Origin of the sequence: Microbacterium sp. Root180 (assembly GCF_001428485.1) — a bacterium.
Lineage (GTDB): Bacteria > Actinomycetota > Actinomycetes > Actinomycetales > Microbacteriaceae > Microbacterium.
The window spans coordinates 725,477-744,306 of the sequence record NZ_LMHS01000001.1; the positions used below are offsets into that span (position 1 = coordinate 725,477).

Annotated in this window: 14 protein-coding genes; 6 read left to right on the forward strand and 8 right to left on the reverse strand. The window is 71.3% G+C overall.

Annotated elements, in window-relative coordinates:
- Positions 1-121: 121 nt before the first annotated feature.
- From ASD93_RS03455 to ASD93_RS03480, 6 genes are all read left to right on the forward strand, one after another.
- On the forward strand, positions 122-2,803 hold the full coding sequence (locus ASD93_RS03455; RefSeq protein ID WP_056118590.1) for an FtsX-like permease family protein: 2,682 nt from the start codon (positions 122-124) through the stop codon (positions 2,801-2,803).
- Positions 2,800-5,523: an FtsX-like permease family protein gene (locus ASD93_RS03460; RefSeq protein ID WP_056118593.1), complete on the forward strand. Its 2,724-nt coding sequence runs from the start codon at positions 2,800-2,802 to the stop codon at positions 5,521-5,523. Before ASD93_RS03455 ends, ASD93_RS03460 begins: the two co-directional genes overlap by 4 nt.
- Entirely contained in the window at positions 5,523-6,524 is a 1,002-nt protein-coding gene (locus ASD93_RS03465; RefSeq protein ID WP_082569133.1) for an ABC transporter ATP-binding protein, read from the forward strand. The genes ASD93_RS03460 and ASD93_RS03465 overlap by 1 nt, the downstream gene beginning before the upstream one ends.
- Positions 6,517-7,218, forward strand: coding sequence for an ABC transporter ATP-binding protein (locus ASD93_RS03470; RefSeq protein WP_056118597.1), 702 nt, complete (start codon positions 6,517-6,519; stop codon positions 7,216-7,218). Before ASD93_RS03465 ends, ASD93_RS03470 begins: the two co-directional genes overlap by 8 nt.
- Before the next feature lie 134 nt (positions 7,219-7,352).
- Positions 7,353-8,879 carry an ATP-dependent DNA ligase gene (locus ASD93_RS03475; protein WP_056118600.1) on the forward strand — a complete coding sequence of 509 codons (1,527 nt, stop codon included), beginning with the start codon at positions 7,353-7,355 and terminating at the stop codon, positions 8,877-8,879.
- 34 nt (positions 8,880-8,913) lie between these two features.
- Positions 8,914-9,645, forward strand: coding sequence for an NAD-dependent deacylase (locus ASD93_RS03480; protein ID WP_056118602.1), 732 nt, complete (start codon positions 8,914-8,916; stop codon positions 9,643-9,645).
- Between the two features lie 293 nt (positions 9,646-9,938).
- Here ASD93_RS03480 and ASD93_RS03485 read toward each other — a convergent pair whose 3' ends face one another.
- The 8 genes from ASD93_RS03485 to ASD93_RS03520 form a co-directional block, all read right to left on the reverse strand.
- Complete coding sequence (locus tag ASD93_RS03485) at positions 9,939-11,210, reverse strand: sugar ABC transporter permease (protein ID WP_056118605.1); 1,272 nt, start codon at positions 11,208-11,210, stop codon at positions 9,939-9,941.
- Positions 11,207-12,016 (reverse strand): ATP-binding cassette domain-containing protein, encoded by an 810-nt coding sequence (locus tag ASD93_RS03490; protein ID WP_056118608.1) that lies wholly within the window; start codon positions 12,014-12,016, stop codon positions 11,207-11,209. Before ASD93_RS03490 ends, ASD93_RS03485 begins: the two co-directional genes overlap by 4 nt.
- An 82-nt stretch (positions 12,017-12,098) precedes the next feature.
- Positions 12,099-13,175, reverse strand: a complete 1,077-nt coding sequence (locus ASD93_RS03495) for a sugar ABC transporter substrate-binding protein (protein WP_056119165.1) — start codon at positions 13,173-13,175, stop codon at positions 12,099-12,101.
- 286 nt (positions 13,176-13,461) lie between these two features.
- Positions 13,462-14,658: a sugar ABC transporter permease gene (locus tag ASD93_RS03500; protein ID WP_200950584.1), complete on the reverse strand. Its 1,197-nt coding sequence runs from the start codon at positions 14,656-14,658 to the stop codon at positions 13,462-13,464.
- A gap of 41 nt (positions 14,659-14,699) precedes the next feature.
- A complete protein-coding gene (locus tag ASD93_RS03505; protein WP_082569135.1) occupies positions 14,700-15,623 on the reverse strand; it encodes an ATP-binding cassette domain-containing protein in 924 nt (307 codons plus the stop codon).
- A gap of 32 nt (positions 15,624-15,655) precedes the next feature.
- Entirely contained in the window at positions 15,656-16,753 is a 1,098-nt protein-coding gene (locus ASD93_RS03510; protein ID WP_082569136.1) for a sugar ABC transporter substrate-binding protein, read from the reverse strand.
- A gap of 3 nt (positions 16,754-16,756) precedes the next feature.
- On the reverse strand, positions 16,757-17,944 hold the full coding sequence (locus ASD93_RS03515; protein WP_056118612.1) for an ROK family transcriptional regulator: 1,188 nt from the start codon (positions 17,942-17,944) through the stop codon (positions 16,757-16,759).
- Between the two features lie 22 nt (positions 17,945-17,966).
- A complete protein-coding gene (locus tag ASD93_RS03520) occupies positions 17,967-18,830 on the reverse strand; it encodes an NYN domain-containing protein (RefSeq protein WP_056118615.1) in 864 nt (287 codons plus the stop codon).

The following is an 18,830-nucleotide window of genomic DNA, read 5'->3' on the forward strand; positions in this document are numbered from 1 at the left end:
CGGGAGAGGTGACGAGAGGAAGAACGCCGGATGAGGGAGTGCTCATGAGACGGGAAGTCCACACCTGCGACGGAGTACCGGAACGCCTGAGTTAGAGTGCCAGAGTGCAAAGGGTGGCCGCGTGATCGGAGGACTCCGCTTCGCCCTGGCCCGGGCGCGCGCCGCGACCGCGCCGCTCGTGACGCTGGCGATCGTCTCGGCGCTGGCAGCACTGCTCGTGGTCGGGGTCGCGGGCCTCGTGACCGCCGTCGAGACGCGCGAGGCGCGCGGAGCCCTGGCCGCTGTCACGGGTGACCGCGCGCAGATCGTGCTGACGATCGACGGGTCGTCGTCACCGGATGCCGTGGCCGACGCCGCCGCGTCCGCGCTGGCGGGAATGGGCGCCGGCGGTGCGCTGACCATCGACATCGAGGACGGCGCGGTCGTCCTGGAGCCGAATCTCGATGCGATCACCGCAGAACAGGCGCTGACGCTCACCGACGGACTCGCCGGGCTGCGCGACGCCGTCGAGGAGGCGACGGGCGACCGCCCCCAGGAGTCGGGCGGACTGAGCGACACGCTCGCAGGAGTGCGGGACGGCATCGAGACGCGACGCGGACCGACGACGGTCGCTCTCGGTCTTCTCGGACTGCTCACCGCCGTGGTCGTCGGAGCGGTCGCGCTCGAACCCGTCCGTGCGCGCGAAGCCGAGAGCAGACTGCTGCGCGCCCGCGGCGCGCGTCGCCGGGACGTGGTGGGGCTCGCCGCCGTCGAGGCCGTCGCCGTCGCGCTCGTCGGCGCCGCGGTCGGCGCCACGGCCGGCGCGATCGCGCTCGCCGTCGGGACGACAGCGGCGTCCGGCATCCTCATCGCCGGCGTCGCCGCCCTCGGCATCGCCGCGGTGGCCGGAGTCGTCGTGGTGGTCGCGACCGCCCGCGGGTCCGACCGCGGATCGGCGCGCGCCCGCGCGGTCGCCGACGTCGGTGCCATCGTGCTGCTCGCGGTCATCACCGGGCTGGCTGTCTGGCAGTTCGTCCAGGCGGGCACGCCGATCGTCGAACGCGGCGACGGCGCCGCCGCCCTCGACCCGCTCGTCGCGCTGGCTCCGGCGCTCGCCCTGGCGCTCGCCGCGATCGTCGCCGTCGCACTCGCCACCCCCATCGCGCGCGCGATCGCCGCCGCCTTCTCGCGCTCGCGCCGCGTGACCCCCGTGACCCCGCTGCGACTCGCCTCGCGCCGCCCCGGCCGCCACGCCCTGCCGATCACCGTGGTCGCCTTCGCGATCGGCACGATCACCGTCGCCGGCGCCTACCAGTCGAGCCTCACGGCGCTGGGCGACGCCCCCGAGGCGCTCCGCGTCGGCGCCGATGTCAAGGTCGGCACGATCCCCGAGGACATCGCGGCGGCGGATGTCGCGGCATCCGCCTCGCCCGACGCGGCGATGCTCGCGCGACCGCTGAGCGCGCAGGGAGCGGACGTGCGCATCCCGATCCTCGCAGTGGAGGCCGCGCAGCTGCCCGAGGTCATGCTCGATGCCGACGGCACGATCGACCCTTCGGCGATGCGCGAGGCTCTCGCGCTTCCCCCATCCGACGCCGTGCTCGCGGGCGACGAGCTCACGCTCACCCTGCTGGCCCCGGCCGCGCCGCCGATGGAGATCGACGGCGAGCTGTTCGAGCAGGGATCGCCGGGTCTGCAGGTGCGGGTGACCGTCATCGCGGCATCCGGTGCCGTGGAGACTTTCGAGTTCACGAACGCCGACGTCCGCGAGAGCGAGGACGACAACGGGAACTCGTTCCCGGCTGTGGAGGTCGACCCGGTCGAGACGGTGACCTTCGACCTGCCCGCAGACGATGACTGGTCGCTCGCCGCCCTCGCGGTCGGCTACCACCCGCTGGGGTATGTGCCCGGCGGAGGCGAGATCACCGACGTCGTGAGCGGCGGCACGCCCGTCGACCTGTCCGGCTTCCGGCCCGCCGCCGGCACCCCGGGTGCGGTCGAGGCGACGGAGTCCGGACTCGCCTTCACCCCCGAGGCGGCGACGGGGGAGCCGTTCACGCGTGCTGTCGCCCCTCTCGTGCCGGCCGCCGTGCCCGCCGTCATCACGACCGAGCTCGCGGCGTCGATGAGTCTCGAGGTCGGCGACACGATCGCCCTCGAGCTGATCAAGCCCGACATCGAGGCCGAGTTCGAGATCGTCGACGTCGTGCCGGTGCTTCCGGGCACCTCGACAGGACAGGGGATGCTCGTCGACCTCGGAACGCTGTCGATGGCGAGTCCGTTCGAGATCGTCCCGACGCAGGTGTGGATGTCGACCGACGACCCGGGGGCGGTCGCGGCCGCCGTCGCGGCAGAGTACCCGCAGACGGTGACGATCGTCGCGGATCCGCGGTCCGCCGAGAACGCGGCGGGCACGGCATCCGCCTTCGTCCTCGCCGCCGTCGGAGCGGTCGTGCTCGCCCTCGTCGTTCTCGTTCTGCGTCGGACCCGCTCGCGCGCCGACTCTCGAGAGCTCGCGCTGCTCGCGGTGATGGGTCTGGGCCGGCGCCGTGCCTCGCGGCTGCGCGCTCAGGAGGACCTGTTCGCCGTCGCGATGGGCGTCGTCGGAGGTATCGCCGCCGGCGCGGTGACGGCGTGGCTCGTCGTGGCGCCGCTCGTGCGCGCCGCGTACGGCAGCGTTCCCGAGGCTTACCCGATCGACCTGCGGATTCAGCCCGGTGCCCTCGCTCTCGCGATCGCCGTGGCCGTCGCCGTCTTCTGCCTGATCGTCGCGAGCGTTCGAACTCCACCGCAGCTCGCCCCGCTCCTCAGGGAGGACGAGTGACCAGGACTCCCGGCCTCTTCGCGCTCACGCGCCGCCGTTTCGCGACCCCGCGCAGCGCGGCCATCGTCATCGTCGCCCTCGTCGCCTTCGCGGCGTTCGTGATCGCCGCCGCGCCGCGTGCGCTCGTCGGCGTCGTGCGTGCCGAGGTGTCGCACCAGATCGCCGACATGCCGGCGATCTCGCGCGACCTCTCGGCGAGCCTGATCGGCCTGCCCGGATTCGGCGCGGCCTCGGATCCGTCTGTCGCCGAGGACTGGGACGAAGGTGCCGGAGAGGTGTTCGGCGCGCTGGGCCAGCTCCTCGCCGACAATCGCGACGATCTCGAGCCCGCGCTCGAGCCGCTGGTGGGCGACGCCCAGTTCGCCGCCTACGGGCAGCCGACGCTGGTCGTCCCCGAGAGTCTTCCCGCCGACGCCCCGTACAGCCTCGTGCAGCTGCTCGCGGACCCGACGGCGCAGCAGCATGTGCAGCTCGTCGAAGGGGAGTGGGTCCAGCCGTGGGATGGCGAAGGGCCGCTGCCCGTCGTGCTCAGCGCGGCCGCCGCCGAGACCATGCAGTGGCCCGTCGGCCAGCTGCGCGGCATGCCGGCCGATCCCGGTGCGCCCACCACGGGCGGGTGGGCGGAGGGGTCGCCCGTGCTCGAGCTCGTCGGCACGGTCGAAGCGGTCGACCCCGAGGACGACCGGTGGACGCACCTTCCCACCTCGCTCACGGCGACGGTGTTCGACGACGGCAACCGGCGCCCCCAGGCGACGTCGGTCGCCTGGGTGGATCCCCTCACGCGCGTCGCCCTCGGGGAGTTCGACGATCCCGAGATGACCCTGTGGTACCCGGTCGATGGCGGCGGGGCGCTCGGCGAGGAGCCCGTCGCCCTCCTCGCGGCCCTCCGCGCGGCGACCTCGACGAGCGTGCCCGTCGACGAGACAGGGCAGCTGCGCGTGCGCTTCGAGAGCGAGATCGTCACGGTGCTCTCGACCGCCCTCGCGCGGGCGAATTCGGCGAGCGCGATCCTCGCCGTCGCGGCCGTCGGCCCGCTCGCGGTGAGCGTGGCCCTCGTGGTGCTCGCCGCGGCGCTGATGATCCGACGCCGGCGCGCCGACCTGTCGCTCATGTCGGCACGCGGTGCGCCGCTCGCGCGCCTGCGACGCCTGCTGCTCGGGGAGGGGCTGATCCTCGGCATCCCCGCCGCAGCCGTGGCCGCGGCCGTCGCCGTCGCGGTCACGCCCCACGACGCCGGTCTGGTCCCGACGATCCTCGCCGTCGCCGTGGGTGTCGTGCCCGGCCTCGCGCTCGCCTTCACGCTGCGGCCGTCCCTGCTGGAGCGAGCGCGCGCCGATCTCGACGCGCCGGTGCGCAGCAAGACCGTGCGGATCGTCGAAGCCGTCGTGATCCTGCTCGCCGTGGTCGCGGTGGTGCAGCTCTTCGTGCGCGGCATCGGACCCGCGACCGACGGCATCGACCCGCTCGTGGTCGCGGCACCCCTTCTCGCGACGGTCGCCGTCGCCCTCATCGTCGTGCGCCTTCATCCGATCCCGATCGCCGCCGCGCTGCGCGTCGCGCGGCGCGGGCGAGGCGTGGTCGGCCTCGTCGGCGCCGCACGCAACCTCCGCGACTCGGCCGCGGGCACGACGGCCGTTCTCGCGATGCTCGTCGCCGTCGCGATCGCGGTCTTCTCCTCGCTCGTCCTGGCGACCGTCGATCGCGGCGCGGTCGTTGCCGCGCAGCGCGACGTCGGCGGCGACATCCGCCTGTCCGGCCCGTATTTCGACGCGGAGATGATCGACCGGATGCGCGACGTCGGCGGCGTGGACGACGCGGTCGGGCTGCTCCGCGGCGACTACGTCACCGTCGCCGGACCCGGCGGGCGCGACAGCGTGCAGGTCATCGTGAGCGAGGTGGAGCGTCTCGCCGAGGTGCAGCGCGGCATGGTCGGCGCTCTGCCTCCGGGGCTCATCGCGCCGGAGTCGAATCCCGTGCAGGTCGTCGAGTCGACCGTCCTCGCCGAGAGCCTCGGCGAGGGGCAGACGACCGTCGTGAACGATCCGGTCGAGGTCGTCGGCACCCTTGAACGCGTCCTCGGCGTGCAGGGATCCGAGAAGTTCCTGCTCATGGACGCGGCCGACTATGCCGCGATCACCGGCTTCGGCTTCTTCCCGCGCACCGTCTTCGTCGACGTGGCGGACGGAGCGGATGCCGCGGCCGTCGCCGATCAGCTCGGCGACATCGTCGGCAGCGCCCACTCGGTGCGCATCCTGTCGGAGTCCACCGCCGAGATCCAGGCGTCGCCGGCGGTCTCGGCGCTGCGCTTCGTCCTCCTCGCCGCCCTCGGCATCGCCGTCGGGCTCTCGGTCGTCGCGCTGCTCCTCGTGGCCGGGGTGTCCCGCGACGCGCGCTCCCGTGTGCTCGCACTCCTGCGGAGCATGGGCCTCGACCGCGGCAGGGCACGCGGCGTCGTCGCCTGGGAGTTCGTGCCGCTGGGCATCACCGCTATCGTCGGCGGAGTGGTGCTCGGCGCCGTGCTCCCTCTTCTCGTGGTGACCTCGATCGATCTCCGCCCGTTCACCGGCGGCGGCGGTCAGCCGAGCGTCGCCGTCGACCCCGTGCTCAGCGGGACGCTCATCGCCGTGGTGGTCGTGGCGCTGGCCCTCGCCGTCGTCGGCGGAGTGGTCAGCGCGCGCACGACGTCCATGGCGACCGTACTCCGGACAGAGGAGGACTGATGACCGAACCCGACATCGTCTGCGAAGGGCTCGTGCGGATCTTCGCTGTGGCCGATATCGAGGTGCAGGCCCTGCAGGGCCTGGACCTGGTGATCGACCAGGGCGAGCTCGTCGCACTCGTCGGCGCGTCCGGCTCCGGGAAGTCGACCCTGCTGTCGATCCTGTCGGCCCTCGACGCCCCCACCGCAGGCTCCGCCCGTGTCGCCGGCCGCGACCTTCCGTCGCTGTCCGCACGCGACCGGGTGACCTACCGCCGCGAGGTGGTCGGCTTCGTGTGGCAGCAGACCGCGCGCAACCTGCTCCCGTACCTCTCGGCCCGCGAGAACGTCCAGCTCGCGCGCGCGATCGGCGGTGATCGCCGCAACACGGCGCGCGCCGGGGAGCTTCTGGACCTCGCGGGTGTCGCGGACGTCGCGGACCGGCGTCCTGCCGAGCTGTCGGGCGGTCAGCAGCAGCGCGTGGCCATCGCCGTCGCCCTCGCGAACGATCCGCGCGTGCTGCTCGCCGACGAGCCGACCGGAGATCTCGACGAGCACGCGTCCGCCGAGGTGCTGGCGACCTTCGAGACCGTCAATCGCGAGCTGGGCACGACCGCGCTTATCGTGACGCACGACCCCGCGGTCTCGGAGCACGTGCAGCGCACGGTGCAGATCCGCGACGGGCGCACCTCCACCGAGGTGCTGCGGTGGACGCACACCGACGACGAGGGCCGCGAGCACGACATGGCCGAGGAGTTCGTCGTCCTCGACAAGGTCGGCCGCCTGCAGCTGCCCACGGAGTACATGCACCAGCTCTCGCTGCGTGAGCGCGTGAGGTTGAAGCTGAACGCCGACCATGTGGGCGTGTGGCCCGGTGACGGCCGTCAGGCGCCGCCCGCGTCCGCCGACGCTCCAGAGCGGGACCCGGGCGCGCCGGCGGGGGCAGAACCCGCCGCGGCGCCCGGCGAGACGCGCCGCAGTCGTCGTCTCGGCGCCGAGGAAGGGGAGCCCGACCATGAGTGAACCCGTGCTCGAGGCATCCGGTCTGTCCGTGGTGCACCGCACGCCTGCGGGTGACGTTCACGCGCTGTCGGATGCCTCGCTCGAGCTGCATCCGGGAGAGCTGGTCGTGCTGAGCGGCCCGTCGGGCGCCGGCAAGACCACCCTGCTCCACGTGCTCGGCGGCATCCAGCCCCCGACGACCGGACGTGTGCGGGTGGGGGACGTCGTCGTGACGGAGGCGCCGGAGCGCGACGTCGACGCCGTTCGCCGCGACGATATCGGCTACATCTTCCAGTCCTTCGGCCTCATCGGCGCGCTGTCGGCGGAGGAGAACGTGGAGCTTCCGATGCGCATCCGCGGCACCGACCCGGCCGAGCGGTCGGCGCGCGTGTCGCGGCTGCTCGAGCGCGTCGGGCTCGCCGACCACGCGAAGCAGCGGCCGGGGGAGCTCTCCGGTGGCCAGCAGCAGCGCGTCGGCATCGCCCGTGCGCTCGCCGGCTCGCCGCGCATCGTGCTCGCCGATGAGCCGACAGGTCAGCTGGACTCGCACACGGCGGCGGCGATGATCGATCTCATCGCCTCGATCGCCCACGAGGACGGGGTCGCCGTGCTGCTGTCGACGCACGACCCGTCGATCGTGCTGCGGGCCGACCGGGTGCTCGAACTCCACGACGGCGTGCTGCGCCCCGCCGCGGAAAGCTCCGTGCACGTGTAGGACGACCTCTGGCTTCCGTTTGTGCGGGCGAATGTCGGTTCGCAGACGGTGACATGCGCGCAATCTCCCGCACAAACGGAAGCCCTACCCTTCGACCTCGCCCCACTGTCGTACCCGGGTGGAAGAATTCAGGGATGCTCCTGTCCGCCGTCGTCGATGCCGCTGACGCCGCGGGCGCGACGTCCTCCCGGCTCGCGAAGGTCGCGGCGATCGCCGAGGTGCTCACCGGGCTCGACTCCGACGAGGTGGCCCCTGCCATCGGCTTCCTCGTCGCGAGCCCGCGCCAGGGGCGGCTCGGGGTCGGTTGGCGCGGTCTCCGCTCGTTCGAGGTCGCGCACGCGGCTTCCGCGACGTTGACGGTGGGCGAGGTCGACGCGGCGCTCGAGCGTCTCGCCCGGGCTGACGGAGCCGGGTCCGTCGCCGTGCGGCGCGACACCCTCACCGAGCTGGCCGGCCGGGCGACCGCGGCGGAGTGGGACTTCCTCTCCCGCGTCATCCTCGGCGAGCTGCGCACCGGCGCCCTCGAGGGGGTGCTCCTCGATGCGATCGCGAGGGCGGGGGACAGGGATGCCGCGGTCGTCCGCCGCGCAGCGATGCTGTCGGGCGACCTCGGCGAGACGGCGCGGGTCGCGCTGTTCGGCGCGCCGGGTGAGCTGAGCGACATCGGGCTCGAAGTCGGCCGACCCGTCATGCCGATGCTCGCCTCGACGGCGGGATCGACGGCCGAGGCGATCGCCGCCGTCGGGGGACCGGCATCCGTGGAGTACAAGCTCGACGGCGCGCGCATCCAGGTGCACCGTGACGGCTCCGAGGTCAGCGTCTACACACGAAGCCTGGCCGACATCACGCATCGCGTGCCCGAGATCGTCGAGGCGGTGCGCGCCCTGCCCGCCCAGCGCGTGATCCTCGACGGCGAGACGCTGTCGCTCGACGAGGACGGCGGGCCGCGCCCGTTCCAGGACACCATGGCGCGCTTCGGCTCCGAGGGGGCCGCGTCGGTGGTGCTGCGGCCGTGGTTCTTCGACATCCTCCACCTCGACGGCCGCGATCTCATCGACGAGCCCCTCGCGACGCGGCTCGAGCTGCTCGAGCAGGTCGCGGGCGCCGCCCGCATGCCGGGAATCATCACGACCGATCCGCAGCGCGCCGAGGAGTTCTCGCGCGAGGCGCTCGCCGCCGGTCACGAAGGCGTCATGGTGAAGGGCGTCGACTCTCCCTACGCCGCCGGTCGCCGAGGGAAGAGCTGGCTCAAGGTCAAACCCGTGCTCACGTTCGACCTCGTGGTGCTCGCGGTCGAGTGGGGCTCGGGCCGGCGGCAGGGCATGCTGTCGAACCTGCACCTCGGCGCGCGTGATCCCGATGGCGCGTTCGGCGAGCCCGGCGGGTTCGTGATGGTGGGGAAGACGTTCAAGGGACTGACCGACGAGCTGCTGCGCTGGCAGACCGCACACTTCCCGACGATCGAGACCCACCGCTCCGCGTACGCCGTGCACGTGCGCCCCGAGACCGTCGTCGAGGTCGCGATCGACGGCGTGCAGCGCTCGACGCGATACCCGGGCGGCGTCGCCCTGCGTTTCGCACGCGCCAAGGGGTACCGGCCCGACAAGCGGCCGGAAGAGGCTGACACGATCGCCGCACTGCGCGCGCTCCTGCGCGGCTGAGCCTCGCGTCGCAGCGCGGCGGCACACTGGTGTCATGCGCATCGTCGTGCTCACCGGGGCCGGAATCTCTGCCGAGAGCGGCGTCCCGACGTTCCGCGACGCCGACGGGCTGTGGGAGGGGCATGACGTCGACGACGTCGCGACGCCGGAGGGCTTCGCGCGCGACCCCGACCTGGTGCAGCGCTTCTACGACGCGCGTCGGCGGGCTGTGGCATCCGTCGTCCCCAACGCCGCCCACCGCGCACTCGCGCGCCTCGAGGGAGCGTTCGGCGAGGACCTGCTGGTCGTGACGCAGAACGTGGACGACCTGCACGAGCGCGCGGGAACGAGCAATCTCGTGCACATGCACGGCGAGCTGCGCCGGGCGCTGTGCGCGGGCTGCGGCGCCCGTCCGGTGTGGGACGCGGATCTCGAACCGCGTCCGCCGTGTCCGGCGTGCGGTGAGCGGATGCTGCGCCCCGACGTGGTCTGGTTCGGTGAGATGCCGTACGAGCTCGACCGCATCGAACAGGCCCTCGCTGCGTGCGATGTGTTCGCCTCGATCGGCACGTCCGGCGCCGTCTATCCCGCTGCCGGCTACGCCGCCCTCGCCGCCGCGTGGGGAGCGTGGACCGTCGAACTCAACCTCGAGCCGAGCGACGCGCTCGTCCCCTTCGACGATGCCCGGTCGGGCCGGGCGGGGGAGCTCGTTCCCGCCTGGGTCGAGGAGCTCCTGGCGACGAGGAATGAGGAAGAATCGACCGGCGCGCCGACGGAGCGGGACTAGGCGCGGCGCGTCTCCTGATTTCTCGACACGGTGGCGAGGAGCGACGGAGAGGGACTGGGCCGCGTTTCTCCTGATTTCTCGACACGGTGGCGAGCAGCTCCTGGCGACGAGGAATGAGGGAGAATCGACCGCCGCGCTGACCGAGAACGACTGGGCGCGGCGTGTCTCCTCATTTCTCGACACGGTGGCGAGGAGCGCGGCACCGCGCGAAACGCGGCACCGCACGAAAAGGGTGCGACGCGAAAGGGCGCCGGGCGGATCTCCCGCCCGGCGCCCTCTCATGCGATCTTCGGCTACGTGCGCACGCCGTTGCCGCGGAGGCGCGAGAGCGCGTCGACGGTTGCGGCCAGGATCAGCACGGCGCCGGTGACGAGCAGGTTCACGCCCGCCGGGAGGTTCAGCAGGCCGAGGCCGTTCGTGATCGTCGCGATCACGAGGGCGCCGATCGCCGCGTGCATGAGCCGGCCCTTGCCGCCGAAGAGGCTCACGCCGCCGACGACGGCCGCGGCCACCCCGGAGAGGACGATGTCGCGTCCGACGGTCGCGTCCACCGTGCCGACGCGCGACACGCTCAGCAGCGCCGAGAACACCGCGAGGGACGAACAGATGACGAACGCCCACCACTTGATCCAGCGCACCTTCACGCCGGAGCGCCGCGCCGCCTCGGCGTTGCCGCCGATGGCGTAGATGTACCGTCCGAACTTCGTGCGGTCGAGGACGAACGTGCCGATCCAGAGGATGACGAGCACGATCGGCACGACGTTGGGCACGCCCTGTACCGCGTTGACCGACTGGCCGCGGTCCTGGTTGAGGATGAAGACCACCGCGCCGCCGATGACGGCGATCACGCCGAGCTTGATCCACACCAGCGAGAGCGCGCGGTTCGGCACTCCTGCCCGTGTGCGCCGCGCGCGGTCCCAGAACGAGGTCGCAGCCGAGACCAGGATCATGATCGCGAGCATCACCCAGCCGCCCCACACGGGGAGGTTGCCGTTCTGCAGGGCGATGAGCTCGGGAACCTCGACGCGGAACAGTCCGCCCGGTCCGATGATGACCAGCGCGAGTCCCTGCAGTCCGAGGAACAGGCCCAGTGTCACGACGAACGATGGAATTCCCACCCTCGCGACGAAGAAGCCTATGAGCGCGCCGATCAGGAACCCGAAGCCGAATCCGATCAGCAGGGCGAGCGGCCACGGGACGTTGAACTGGGAGTTCAGCACGACGAACAAAGCCATGCCCACGCCGCCGGTGACACCGGCCGACAGGTCGATCTCGCCCAGGAGCAGCACGAACACCAGCGCCATGCCGAGCACCACGAGGGTGGCGGCCTGGTTGAGGAGGTTCGCGAAGTTGCGCTCGGTGAGGAAGAACGGACTGAGTGCCGTGAACAGGATGCTGAGGACCACGAGGCCGCCGATGGCGGGCAGGGCGCCCATGTCACCGCTGCGGACGCGCTGCCACCAGGCGCGCGCCTGATCGGCCACGCCCCCCTCGACTCCGCTGCCGATGAGGTCGCTGGCGATCGGGTCGGGTGCGGCCTCCGTACGGGTCGCGTTGCTGCTCATACCGCCCCCTCCTCGGTGCGAAGCGTGGACGTGTCGACGATGTTGACGTCGCCCAGGGTCTTGGTTCCGGTGATGTACCCGACGACGTCGTCGCGGGTGGTCTCGGACACGGGGATCTGCGCCACCATCTGACCCAGATACAGCACGGCGATGTCGTCGGCGACCTCGAACACGTCCGCGAGGTTGTGGCTGATGAGGATCACCGCCACGCCTTGGTCGGACAGTCGCTTGACCAGGTTCAGCACCTGCTCGGTCTGCGCGACGCCGAGAGCTGCGGTGGGCTCGTCGAGGATCACCACGCGCGCCTTCTTCAGCACGGCACGCGCAATTGCGACCGTCTGACGCTGACCGCCGGACAGGCTGGACACCTTCTGCCGCACCGACTTCACGGTGCGCACCGAGAGCGAGCGCAGCGTGTCGGACGCGTCCTTCTCCATGCGCCCCTCGTCGAACGTCCCGGCGGAGGTCTCCTCGCGACCGAGGAACATGTTCTGGACGATGTCGAGGTTGTCGCACAGGGCGAGGTCCTGGTACACGACCTCGATGCCCAGGCCCGCGGCATCCCTCGGCGCGTGCAGGTCGCGATGCGCGCCGTCGATGAGGACTTCGCCCTCGTCATACGGCTGCACGCCCGCGAGACCCTTGATGAGCGTGGACTTGCCGGCACCGTTGTCGCCCACCAGGGCGGTCACCTTGCCGGGGAACACTTTGAGGTCGACGCCCTTGAGGACGCTGACCGGACCGAAAGACTTCTTGACGCCGACCAACTCGATGATCGGCTCTGTGGCTGTGATCGTCTCTGACATACTCGCTTCCTTGCGAAGTGCCGGTACAGGCGCAGGGGCGCCGCGCCCGATGACGCGACGCCCCCGCGGCTTGACCGATAACTTACTCGGTGACCCCGTACTCTTCGCAGGCTGCCGCGACATCCGGCGTGCAGACGTCGTCGAACGATGCGTCGCCGGCGGCGATGACGTCCTTGACGTTGTCCGGTCCGACCAGGATCGGCGTGACCTGGACGTACGGCGTGCCGTCCTCCAGCTCGGCGCCGGCGTCGGGCGTCTCGCCGTTGAGCAGTGCGATCGCGGTGGCGACAGCGGCCTCGGCCTCGTCCTTCACGGGCTTGTAGACCGTGGCGGTCTGCCAGCCGAGGAGGATGTTCTGCAGGCCCGCGACGTTCGCGTCCTGACCGGAGACGGCCACGCCCTTCAGGTTGTTGTCCTGGAGGACCTTGATCACACCGGCGGCGTTGGTGTCGTTCGCGACCCAGACGCCGTCGACCTGACCGCCCAGACCGGTGAGGGCCTGCTCGAAGTTGGTCTGCGACTTGGCCTGGTCCCACACGCCCGGGGGCTCGGCGGCCGGAGTGATGCCCGCGGCCTCCATGACCTCGACAGCGCCTTCCTTGAACATCGCGGCGTTGCCGTCGGTCGGGTCTCCGCCCATGTAGACGACGGTGGCCTCGGCCGGGTCGACGCCTGCGGCCTCGAGCCCGTCGAGGACCGTCTGGCCCTCCATGCGGCCGACCTCGACGTTGTCGAAGGACACGTAGTAGTCGGCGCCCGCGAACGGACGGTCGTACGCGATGACCGGGATGCCCTCAGCCTTGGCCTTGGTGGCCACGGCCTCGGCGGCGCCCTGGTAGTCGACGAGCAGCATTACGCCACAGCCCTGAGAGAGCTGCTGGTCGGCGATGGTCGCGTACTTGTTGACGTCACCCAGAGCGTTCTGGATGTCGGTCTCGAAGCCGGCAGCCTCGAGGCCCTCCTGCAGGTACTTCGCGTCGAAGTTCTCCCAGCGCGGCGACGAGGCCGCGTCAGGGAGAATCACGCAGGCGCGGCCGGCCTCGGCATCTCCGCCGCCGCTCTCGCTCGGGGTGCCGCCGGAACCGCCGGCACAACCCGCAAGCATCACCGCAGCCGCACCCGTGAGGGCGGCCACGGCGAGGAGTGAAGACTTCTTCATCATTCGCCTTTCGTCATTGAAGTGCGCGAGCCCCAGGTTCGTTCCTGCTGCACTTCGCGCTTGATCAGATCCTTTCCGCCTCTGTTCTTGGCGTCAAGTCTTGAACGTAACGCTTTCGCAACGCCCGTCGAAGATGCATCCGTTCACCCGTCGGCGTTCCACGATACGTTGCCTCGCGGTGCACAATGCGAGCATCACGCCTCGGGATGGGGCACAATGCGCAGACGCCTATGCGGGACCGCTCCCAGCGAACGCAGGCGGGTTTGCCCTATGAATGCACGACGGGTCAGGCGCGCCCTGTCGCGGCGCGCGTGCGTCGCGAGATCGAGTCGACGATCACGGCCAGCACGAGCACGATGCCGGTGATCATGAACTGCACGGAGGAGTCGAGGGTGAGCAGCGTCAGGCCCGACGAGATCGACTGGATCACGATGATCCCGAGCAGGGCGGAGAAGGCGGTGCCGCGCCCGCCGAAGAGGCTCGCGCCGCCGATCACGGCCGCGGCGATGGCGTTGAGATTGACGTCGCCGGTGCCGGAGCTCTGACCCGCCGACCCCAGGCGCGCCGCGGCGAGGATGCCGCCGACCGCGGCCAGGGTCGAGCACATCATGAACACCGAGAGGTAGATGCGATCGACGCGGATGCCGGCGCGGCGCGCCGCCTCGACGGAGCCGCCGACCGCGTACACCGCCCGCCCCCAGCGCGTGCGGGTCAGCACCAGGTTCATGGCCACGACGAGCGCGATGAAGAACACGAACATCACGCCGACGCCCCGGTGCAGGTTCAGGTACCAGGTCGTGAGGAGCAGGAAGAGCAGCAGAGCACCGCTGCGCAGCCCGATCTCGAGATTGCTCTGGCTCGCGAGGTTCGCCGCCGTGCGCCGCCGCGCGCGGCGCAGCAGCACCCACGCGTACGCGCCCACGGACAGGACCACCAGGAGATACGCCGCCCAGTGCGGCAGGAACCAGTCCTGCGCGAACTCGACGATCCACGAGTCGAACCCGAGTCCGATCGTGCCGGTGTCGCCGAGCACCCAGAGCTGCAGCCCCAGGAATCCCAGGAGGCCGGCGAGCGTGATCACGAAGCTCGGCAGGCCGAAGCGGGTGTAGAGGAATCCGTACAGGAGGCCGACGAGGCATCCGATCGCGATGCCCGCGACGAGGGCCAGCGCCAGCGGCCAGCTCAGCTGCACGAAGGTCACGGCCAGGACGGCAGCCGCGAGCCCCGACACCGACCCGACGGACAGGTCGATCTCGCCCAGCAGCAGCACGAGCACGACACCGAGCGCGATCGTGCCGATCGCCGCGCATTGCATCGTGAGATTCCCGAGGTTCTCGCTCGAGAGGAACACAGGGTTCAGGGCCTGGAACACGAGCCAGATCACGATGAGCCCGCCCACGACCGGTGCGGCGCCGAGGTCTCCGCCGCGGATCCGGGTGATGACCGACTCGACCGCGCCACGGAGCCCGGCGACGCTGAGCAGACGGACGTCCGCGTCCTCGGTTCCGGGAATGACCTCGCGGCTCACGATCGGTCGCCCTTCGGGTCGGCGGTGCGGCGAGGGCGGTCACGCGGGATGCGGATGATCTCGGCGCCGTGCTCGTGGGCGGGATCGGTCTCGTCCACCGGGTCGGGCACGGGCGTGGTGCGGGGGGCGGGACGTTCGGCCGCCCGCCGGGCTGCCACGTTGTCGGCGGCGCCGGTGATCGCCGCGATGAGCGTCCCGCTCGTCACCTCGGCCACGTTGTACACGCCGTTGTTGCGCCCGAGCCGCAGCACGACGGCGCGGTCTGCGACCGCCATCACATCGGCCATGTTGTGGCTGATGAGGATCACCCCGTGTCCGCGCTCGCGCAGGCGCTCGATGAGGTTGAGCACCTCGGCGGTCTGAGCGACGCCGAGGGCCGCCGTCGGCTCGTCCAGGATCACGACCCGCGGGTCGCCGATGAGCGAGCGGGCGATCGCGACCGTCTGGCGCTGACCCCCCGAGAGCGAGGCGACCGGGATGCGCACGGACGGGATCTTCGCCGACAGCTCGCGCAGGAGTGTCCACGTGCGCTGCTCCATGTCGACTTCGTCGAGCGCGCCGCCCTCCACGAGCTCGCGGCCGAGCCAGAGGTTGGCGACCACATCGAGGTTGTCGCACAGCGCGAGATCCTGGAAGACGGTGGCGATGCCGAGCTCCTGAGCGTCGGCGGGGCTCGGGATGTCCACGACCGCGCCGTCGAACTCGATCGTGCCGGCGTCGGGCGCGTGCACCCCGGCGAGCACCTTCACCAGGGTCGACTTGCCGGCGCCGTTGTCCCCGACGAGGGCCACTACCTCCCCCTCGTTGACCCAGAAGTCCACGTCGGTCAGGGCTTTGACCGCACCGAAGTGCTTGCCGATCCCGCGCATGGTGAGCACGCGCTCGCGCGGTCGCCCCGCGCGCGGCTGTGTCATCGACATCCGGTCATGCCCTCCTCGCCAAGGTCAGGACCCTACCTGATGCCCGCGGCTTCGCACGCATCGACGTACGCGGGCGTGCAGATGTCCTCGACGGTCCAGAAGCCGTCGGCGACGACCGTCTCGAGGATGTTGTCGACGGTCACGGCCACCGGATCGAGGAGCGTCGTCGGCACGCCGTCGATCTCCATGGGCGCGGTGACCTCCTCGCCGTGCAGGAGCGCCACCGCCACCTCCGCCGCGAGCTCGGCCTGCGGCTTGATCGCCTTGTAGACGGTCATGTGCTGGTCGCCCGTCACGATGCGCTGGAGCGCCGCGAGCTCGGCATCCTGTCCGGTGACGATCGGGAACGGCTCGACGTTCGCGGCCTTGAGTGCTGCCACGGCACCGCCCGCCGTACCGTCGTTGGCGGCGTACACCCCGACGATCCGGTCGCCGTACTGGGCGATCTGTCCGGCGACCCACTCCTGCGCCTTGTCGGGGCTCCAATCGGGCGTGGAGTACTCGGCGAGAACCTCGAGCCCGCTCTCGTCGATGAGACTGTGGGCTCCCTTGCGGAACAGGGCGGCGTTGCTGTCGGTGGGGGAGCCGTTGACCATCAGGATGCCGCCGCCCCCGGCATCCTGGATCGCGTCGACGAACTCGGTCGCCTGCAGAACTCCGACCTTCTCGTTGTCGAACGAGATGTAGTACGCGAGGTCTCCGCCCGCGATGAGGCGGTCGTACGAGATCACCGGGACGCCCTTCGCATTCGCGGAGCGGACGATGCTCACGGCGGCGTTGGCGTCCACGGCATCGAGCACCAGCACCCCGGCGCCCGCCGCGAGCGCCGACTCGGCCTGCTGCTGCTGCTTCGCGGCGTCCTGGTCGGCGTTGGAGTACAGCACGTCGTAGTCGCCGAGCTCCGCGACGCGGGCTTCGAAGAATGGGCGGTCGAACGTCTCGTAGCGGGCCGTCTTCGCATCGGGCAGCAGCAGCGCGATCGATTCCGTCCCGCCGCTGGTCGACGGGCCGGGATCGGCCCCGCTGCACGCGACGGCGGTCGCGGCGAGCAGCGCCCCGAGGACCGTGGCGGCTGCCGCGCGCCCGAGGGCCTTCCTCAGAACCTCGCGTCCTGATCTCGACTTCGCCATGGGCTACGCCGAATACGGGAGTGCTTGCGCATCCACCGTCACATGATCGAGGGCGATCGCGATCGCCCCGCGCGTCTCGGCCCATTCGCCGAACGAAGCACCCACGATCTCGGGGAGCCCGCCTGCCGACGTCAGCGCCGTGCGCTCGAGCGAGTGGCGCATGGGAGCCATCAGGATCTCGCCCGCCTGTGCGAGCTCGCCGCCCATGATGATGAGCTCGGGGTCGAAGAGGTTGCACAGGCTCGCCGCGGCGATGCCGATGTGGCGGCCGGCGTCGGCGATCACGCGCCGGGAGCTGCCGTCGCCGGCCTCCGCCGCCTGCAGCAGGTCGCCGAGGCGCTGCATGCCCTCGCTCGGCGGGAACAGCGACATCAGTGCCGGGCCTCCGGCGTAGGTCTCGAGGCAGCCGCGGTTGCTGCAGCGGCAGATCGGCCCGTTCTCGTCGATGGTGACGTGCCCGATCTGCCCGGCCTTGCCGTTGACGCCGTGGAACAGGTCGCCGCCGACGATCAGCCCGGCGCTGATGGTGTGGCCGGCGCGGATGAACACCGACGAGGACGCCTCACGCCCGTTCCCCTCGCGAGCCTCTGCGAGGCCGCCGAGGTTCGCCTCGCTGTCCACGAACACGGGGCGCCCGATGCGCGCCGACAGGCTCTCGGCCACATCGACGCCCTCCCAGCCGCGCAGGAGCCCGGGCGTGGACACCATGCCGGTGCGCGGGTCGATGGGTGCGGGAAGCGCGAGACCGACGGCGAGGAGATCCGAGAGCGAGCCGCCGAGCGACTCCATCATGTCTCCGAGCAGCAGACTCAGCCGGTCGAGCTCGGCATCGTGGCGGTGATCGAGCGGGAGCGGCAGCGAGGACTGCGTGACGATCGCGCGCGCCGTGTCGGCGATGGCGATGTGGAGCTGTCGCGAGCTGAAGTGCACGCCGGCGACGAGGCCGAGCTGGCGGGCGAGCGAGACGAGCGTCGCGCGGCGTCCGCTGCGCGAGGTGAACGACGTGTGGAGGATGCCCGAGGCGGTGAGCTCCTTGACGATGTTCGACACCGTCGCGGGCGAGAGGCCGGTGCTGCCGGCGAGCTCGACCTGGGTGAGGCGGCCGTGTCGCTTCAGCGACTCCACCAGGCGCGCGCGATTGGCCTCGCGGAGCGAGGTCTGCGAGCCTGGCGGCGGGTTTCGGCGTGCCACAGCCCACACTCTAGTAGACGGCTCAGCGGCGGTCGGCGGCGAGACGGACGAGGACGATGTTCCCGGACTCGTCGACCTCGGCCACCGACGGATGGGCTTTCACGAACTCGGAGAAGCTCTTGTGGCCGAGCGCCTTCTCCGAGAACGACGGGTCGAGCCGCTTGACGAGGCTCTTCACGGCCGACGCATGCTGCCACTCCACGTCCTCCTTGTCGCTCTCGAGGCGCAGGGCGCGATCGAGGAGCGCCTCGGCCGGGTCTGCGCCCGACGTGCGAGCGCGACGGCGCGGAGGAGCGGCATCCTTCCGAGCCTCGGCCGGGGCCGCGACTCCCGGGAGAGCGTCGTACGAGTCGAACTGGTCGCACGCGGCGGCGAGCGACTTCGCCGTGGAGCCCGCGACGCCCACGCCCACGACGAAGCGACCCAGGCGCTTGCAGCGCTGGGCGAGGGGGACGTAGTCGGAGTCGCCGGCCACGATCACCACGTGGGTCAGATCGGGCAGGCGGAACATGTCCTCCACGGCGTCGACGGCGAGGCGGATGTCGGCGCCGTTCTTGGCGTAGGCGGCCGCAGGGAACAGCTGCACGAGGTCGACGGCGCGCGCGACCAGCTGCGAGCGGTACACCGCGTTGACCGGCGACGACCAGTCGGCGTACGCACGCGTGAGCACGAGCGTGCCGAACGACGTGGCGTAGTCGATGATCGCGCCGACGTCGATCGTGGCAGCGGTCAGGCGCTCGGCGATCTCGGGATCCGAGGCAGCCGAGGTGATCTTCTGCCGGTCGCGCGCGTACGAGTTCTTGCCGTGGACGCGGTCGTACCAGGACATGACGATGTTGTCGAAGTCGAGGTAGACGGCCACGCGGGCGTTCTGCAGGTCGGGCAT

What these genes read in the sequence shown, in the direction of transcription:
- ASD93_RS03465 (WP_082569133.1), top strand. Translation starts at nt 5,523, where the DNA reads ATGACCGAACCCGACATCGTCTGCGAAGGGCTCGTGCGGATCTTCGCT.
- ASD93_RS03470 (WP_056118597.1), top strand. Translation starts at nt 6,517, where the DNA reads ATGAGTGAACCCGTGCTCGAGGCATCCGGTCTGTCCGTGGTGCACCGC.
- ASD93_RS03475 (WP_056118600.1), top strand. Translation starts at nt 7,353, where the DNA reads ATGCTCCTGTCCGCCGTCGTCGATGCCGCTGACGCCGCGGGCGCGACG.
- ASD93_RS03480 (WP_056118602.1), top strand. Translation starts at nt 8,914, where the DNA reads ATGCGCATCGTCGTGCTCACCGGGGCCGGAATCTCTGCCGAGAGCGGC.
- ASD93_RS03485 (WP_056118605.1), bottom strand. Translation starts at nt 11,210, where the DNA reads ATGAGCAGCAACGCGACCCGTACGGAGGCCGCACCCGACCCGATCGCC.
- ASD93_RS03490 (WP_056118608.1), bottom strand. Translation starts at nt 12,016, where the DNA reads ATGTCAGAGACGATCACAGCCACAGAGCCGATCATCGAGTTGGTCGGC.
- ASD93_RS03495 (WP_056119165.1), bottom strand. Translation starts at nt 13,175, where the DNA reads ATGAAGAAGTCTTCACTCCTCGCCGTGGCCGCCCTCACGGGTGCGGCT.
- ASD93_RS03505 (WP_082569135.1), bottom strand. Translation starts at nt 15,623, where the DNA reads ATGTCGATGACACAGCCGCGCGCGGGGCGACCGCGCGAGCGCGTGCTC.
- ASD93_RS03510 (WP_082569136.1), bottom strand. Translation starts at nt 16,753, where the DNA reads ATGGCGAAGTCGAGATCAGGACGCGAGGTTCTGAGGAAGGCCCTCGGG.
- ASD93_RS03520 (WP_056118615.1), bottom strand. Translation starts at nt 18,830, where the DNA reads ATGCCCGACCTGCAGAACGCCCGCGTGGCCGTCTACCTCGACTTCGAC.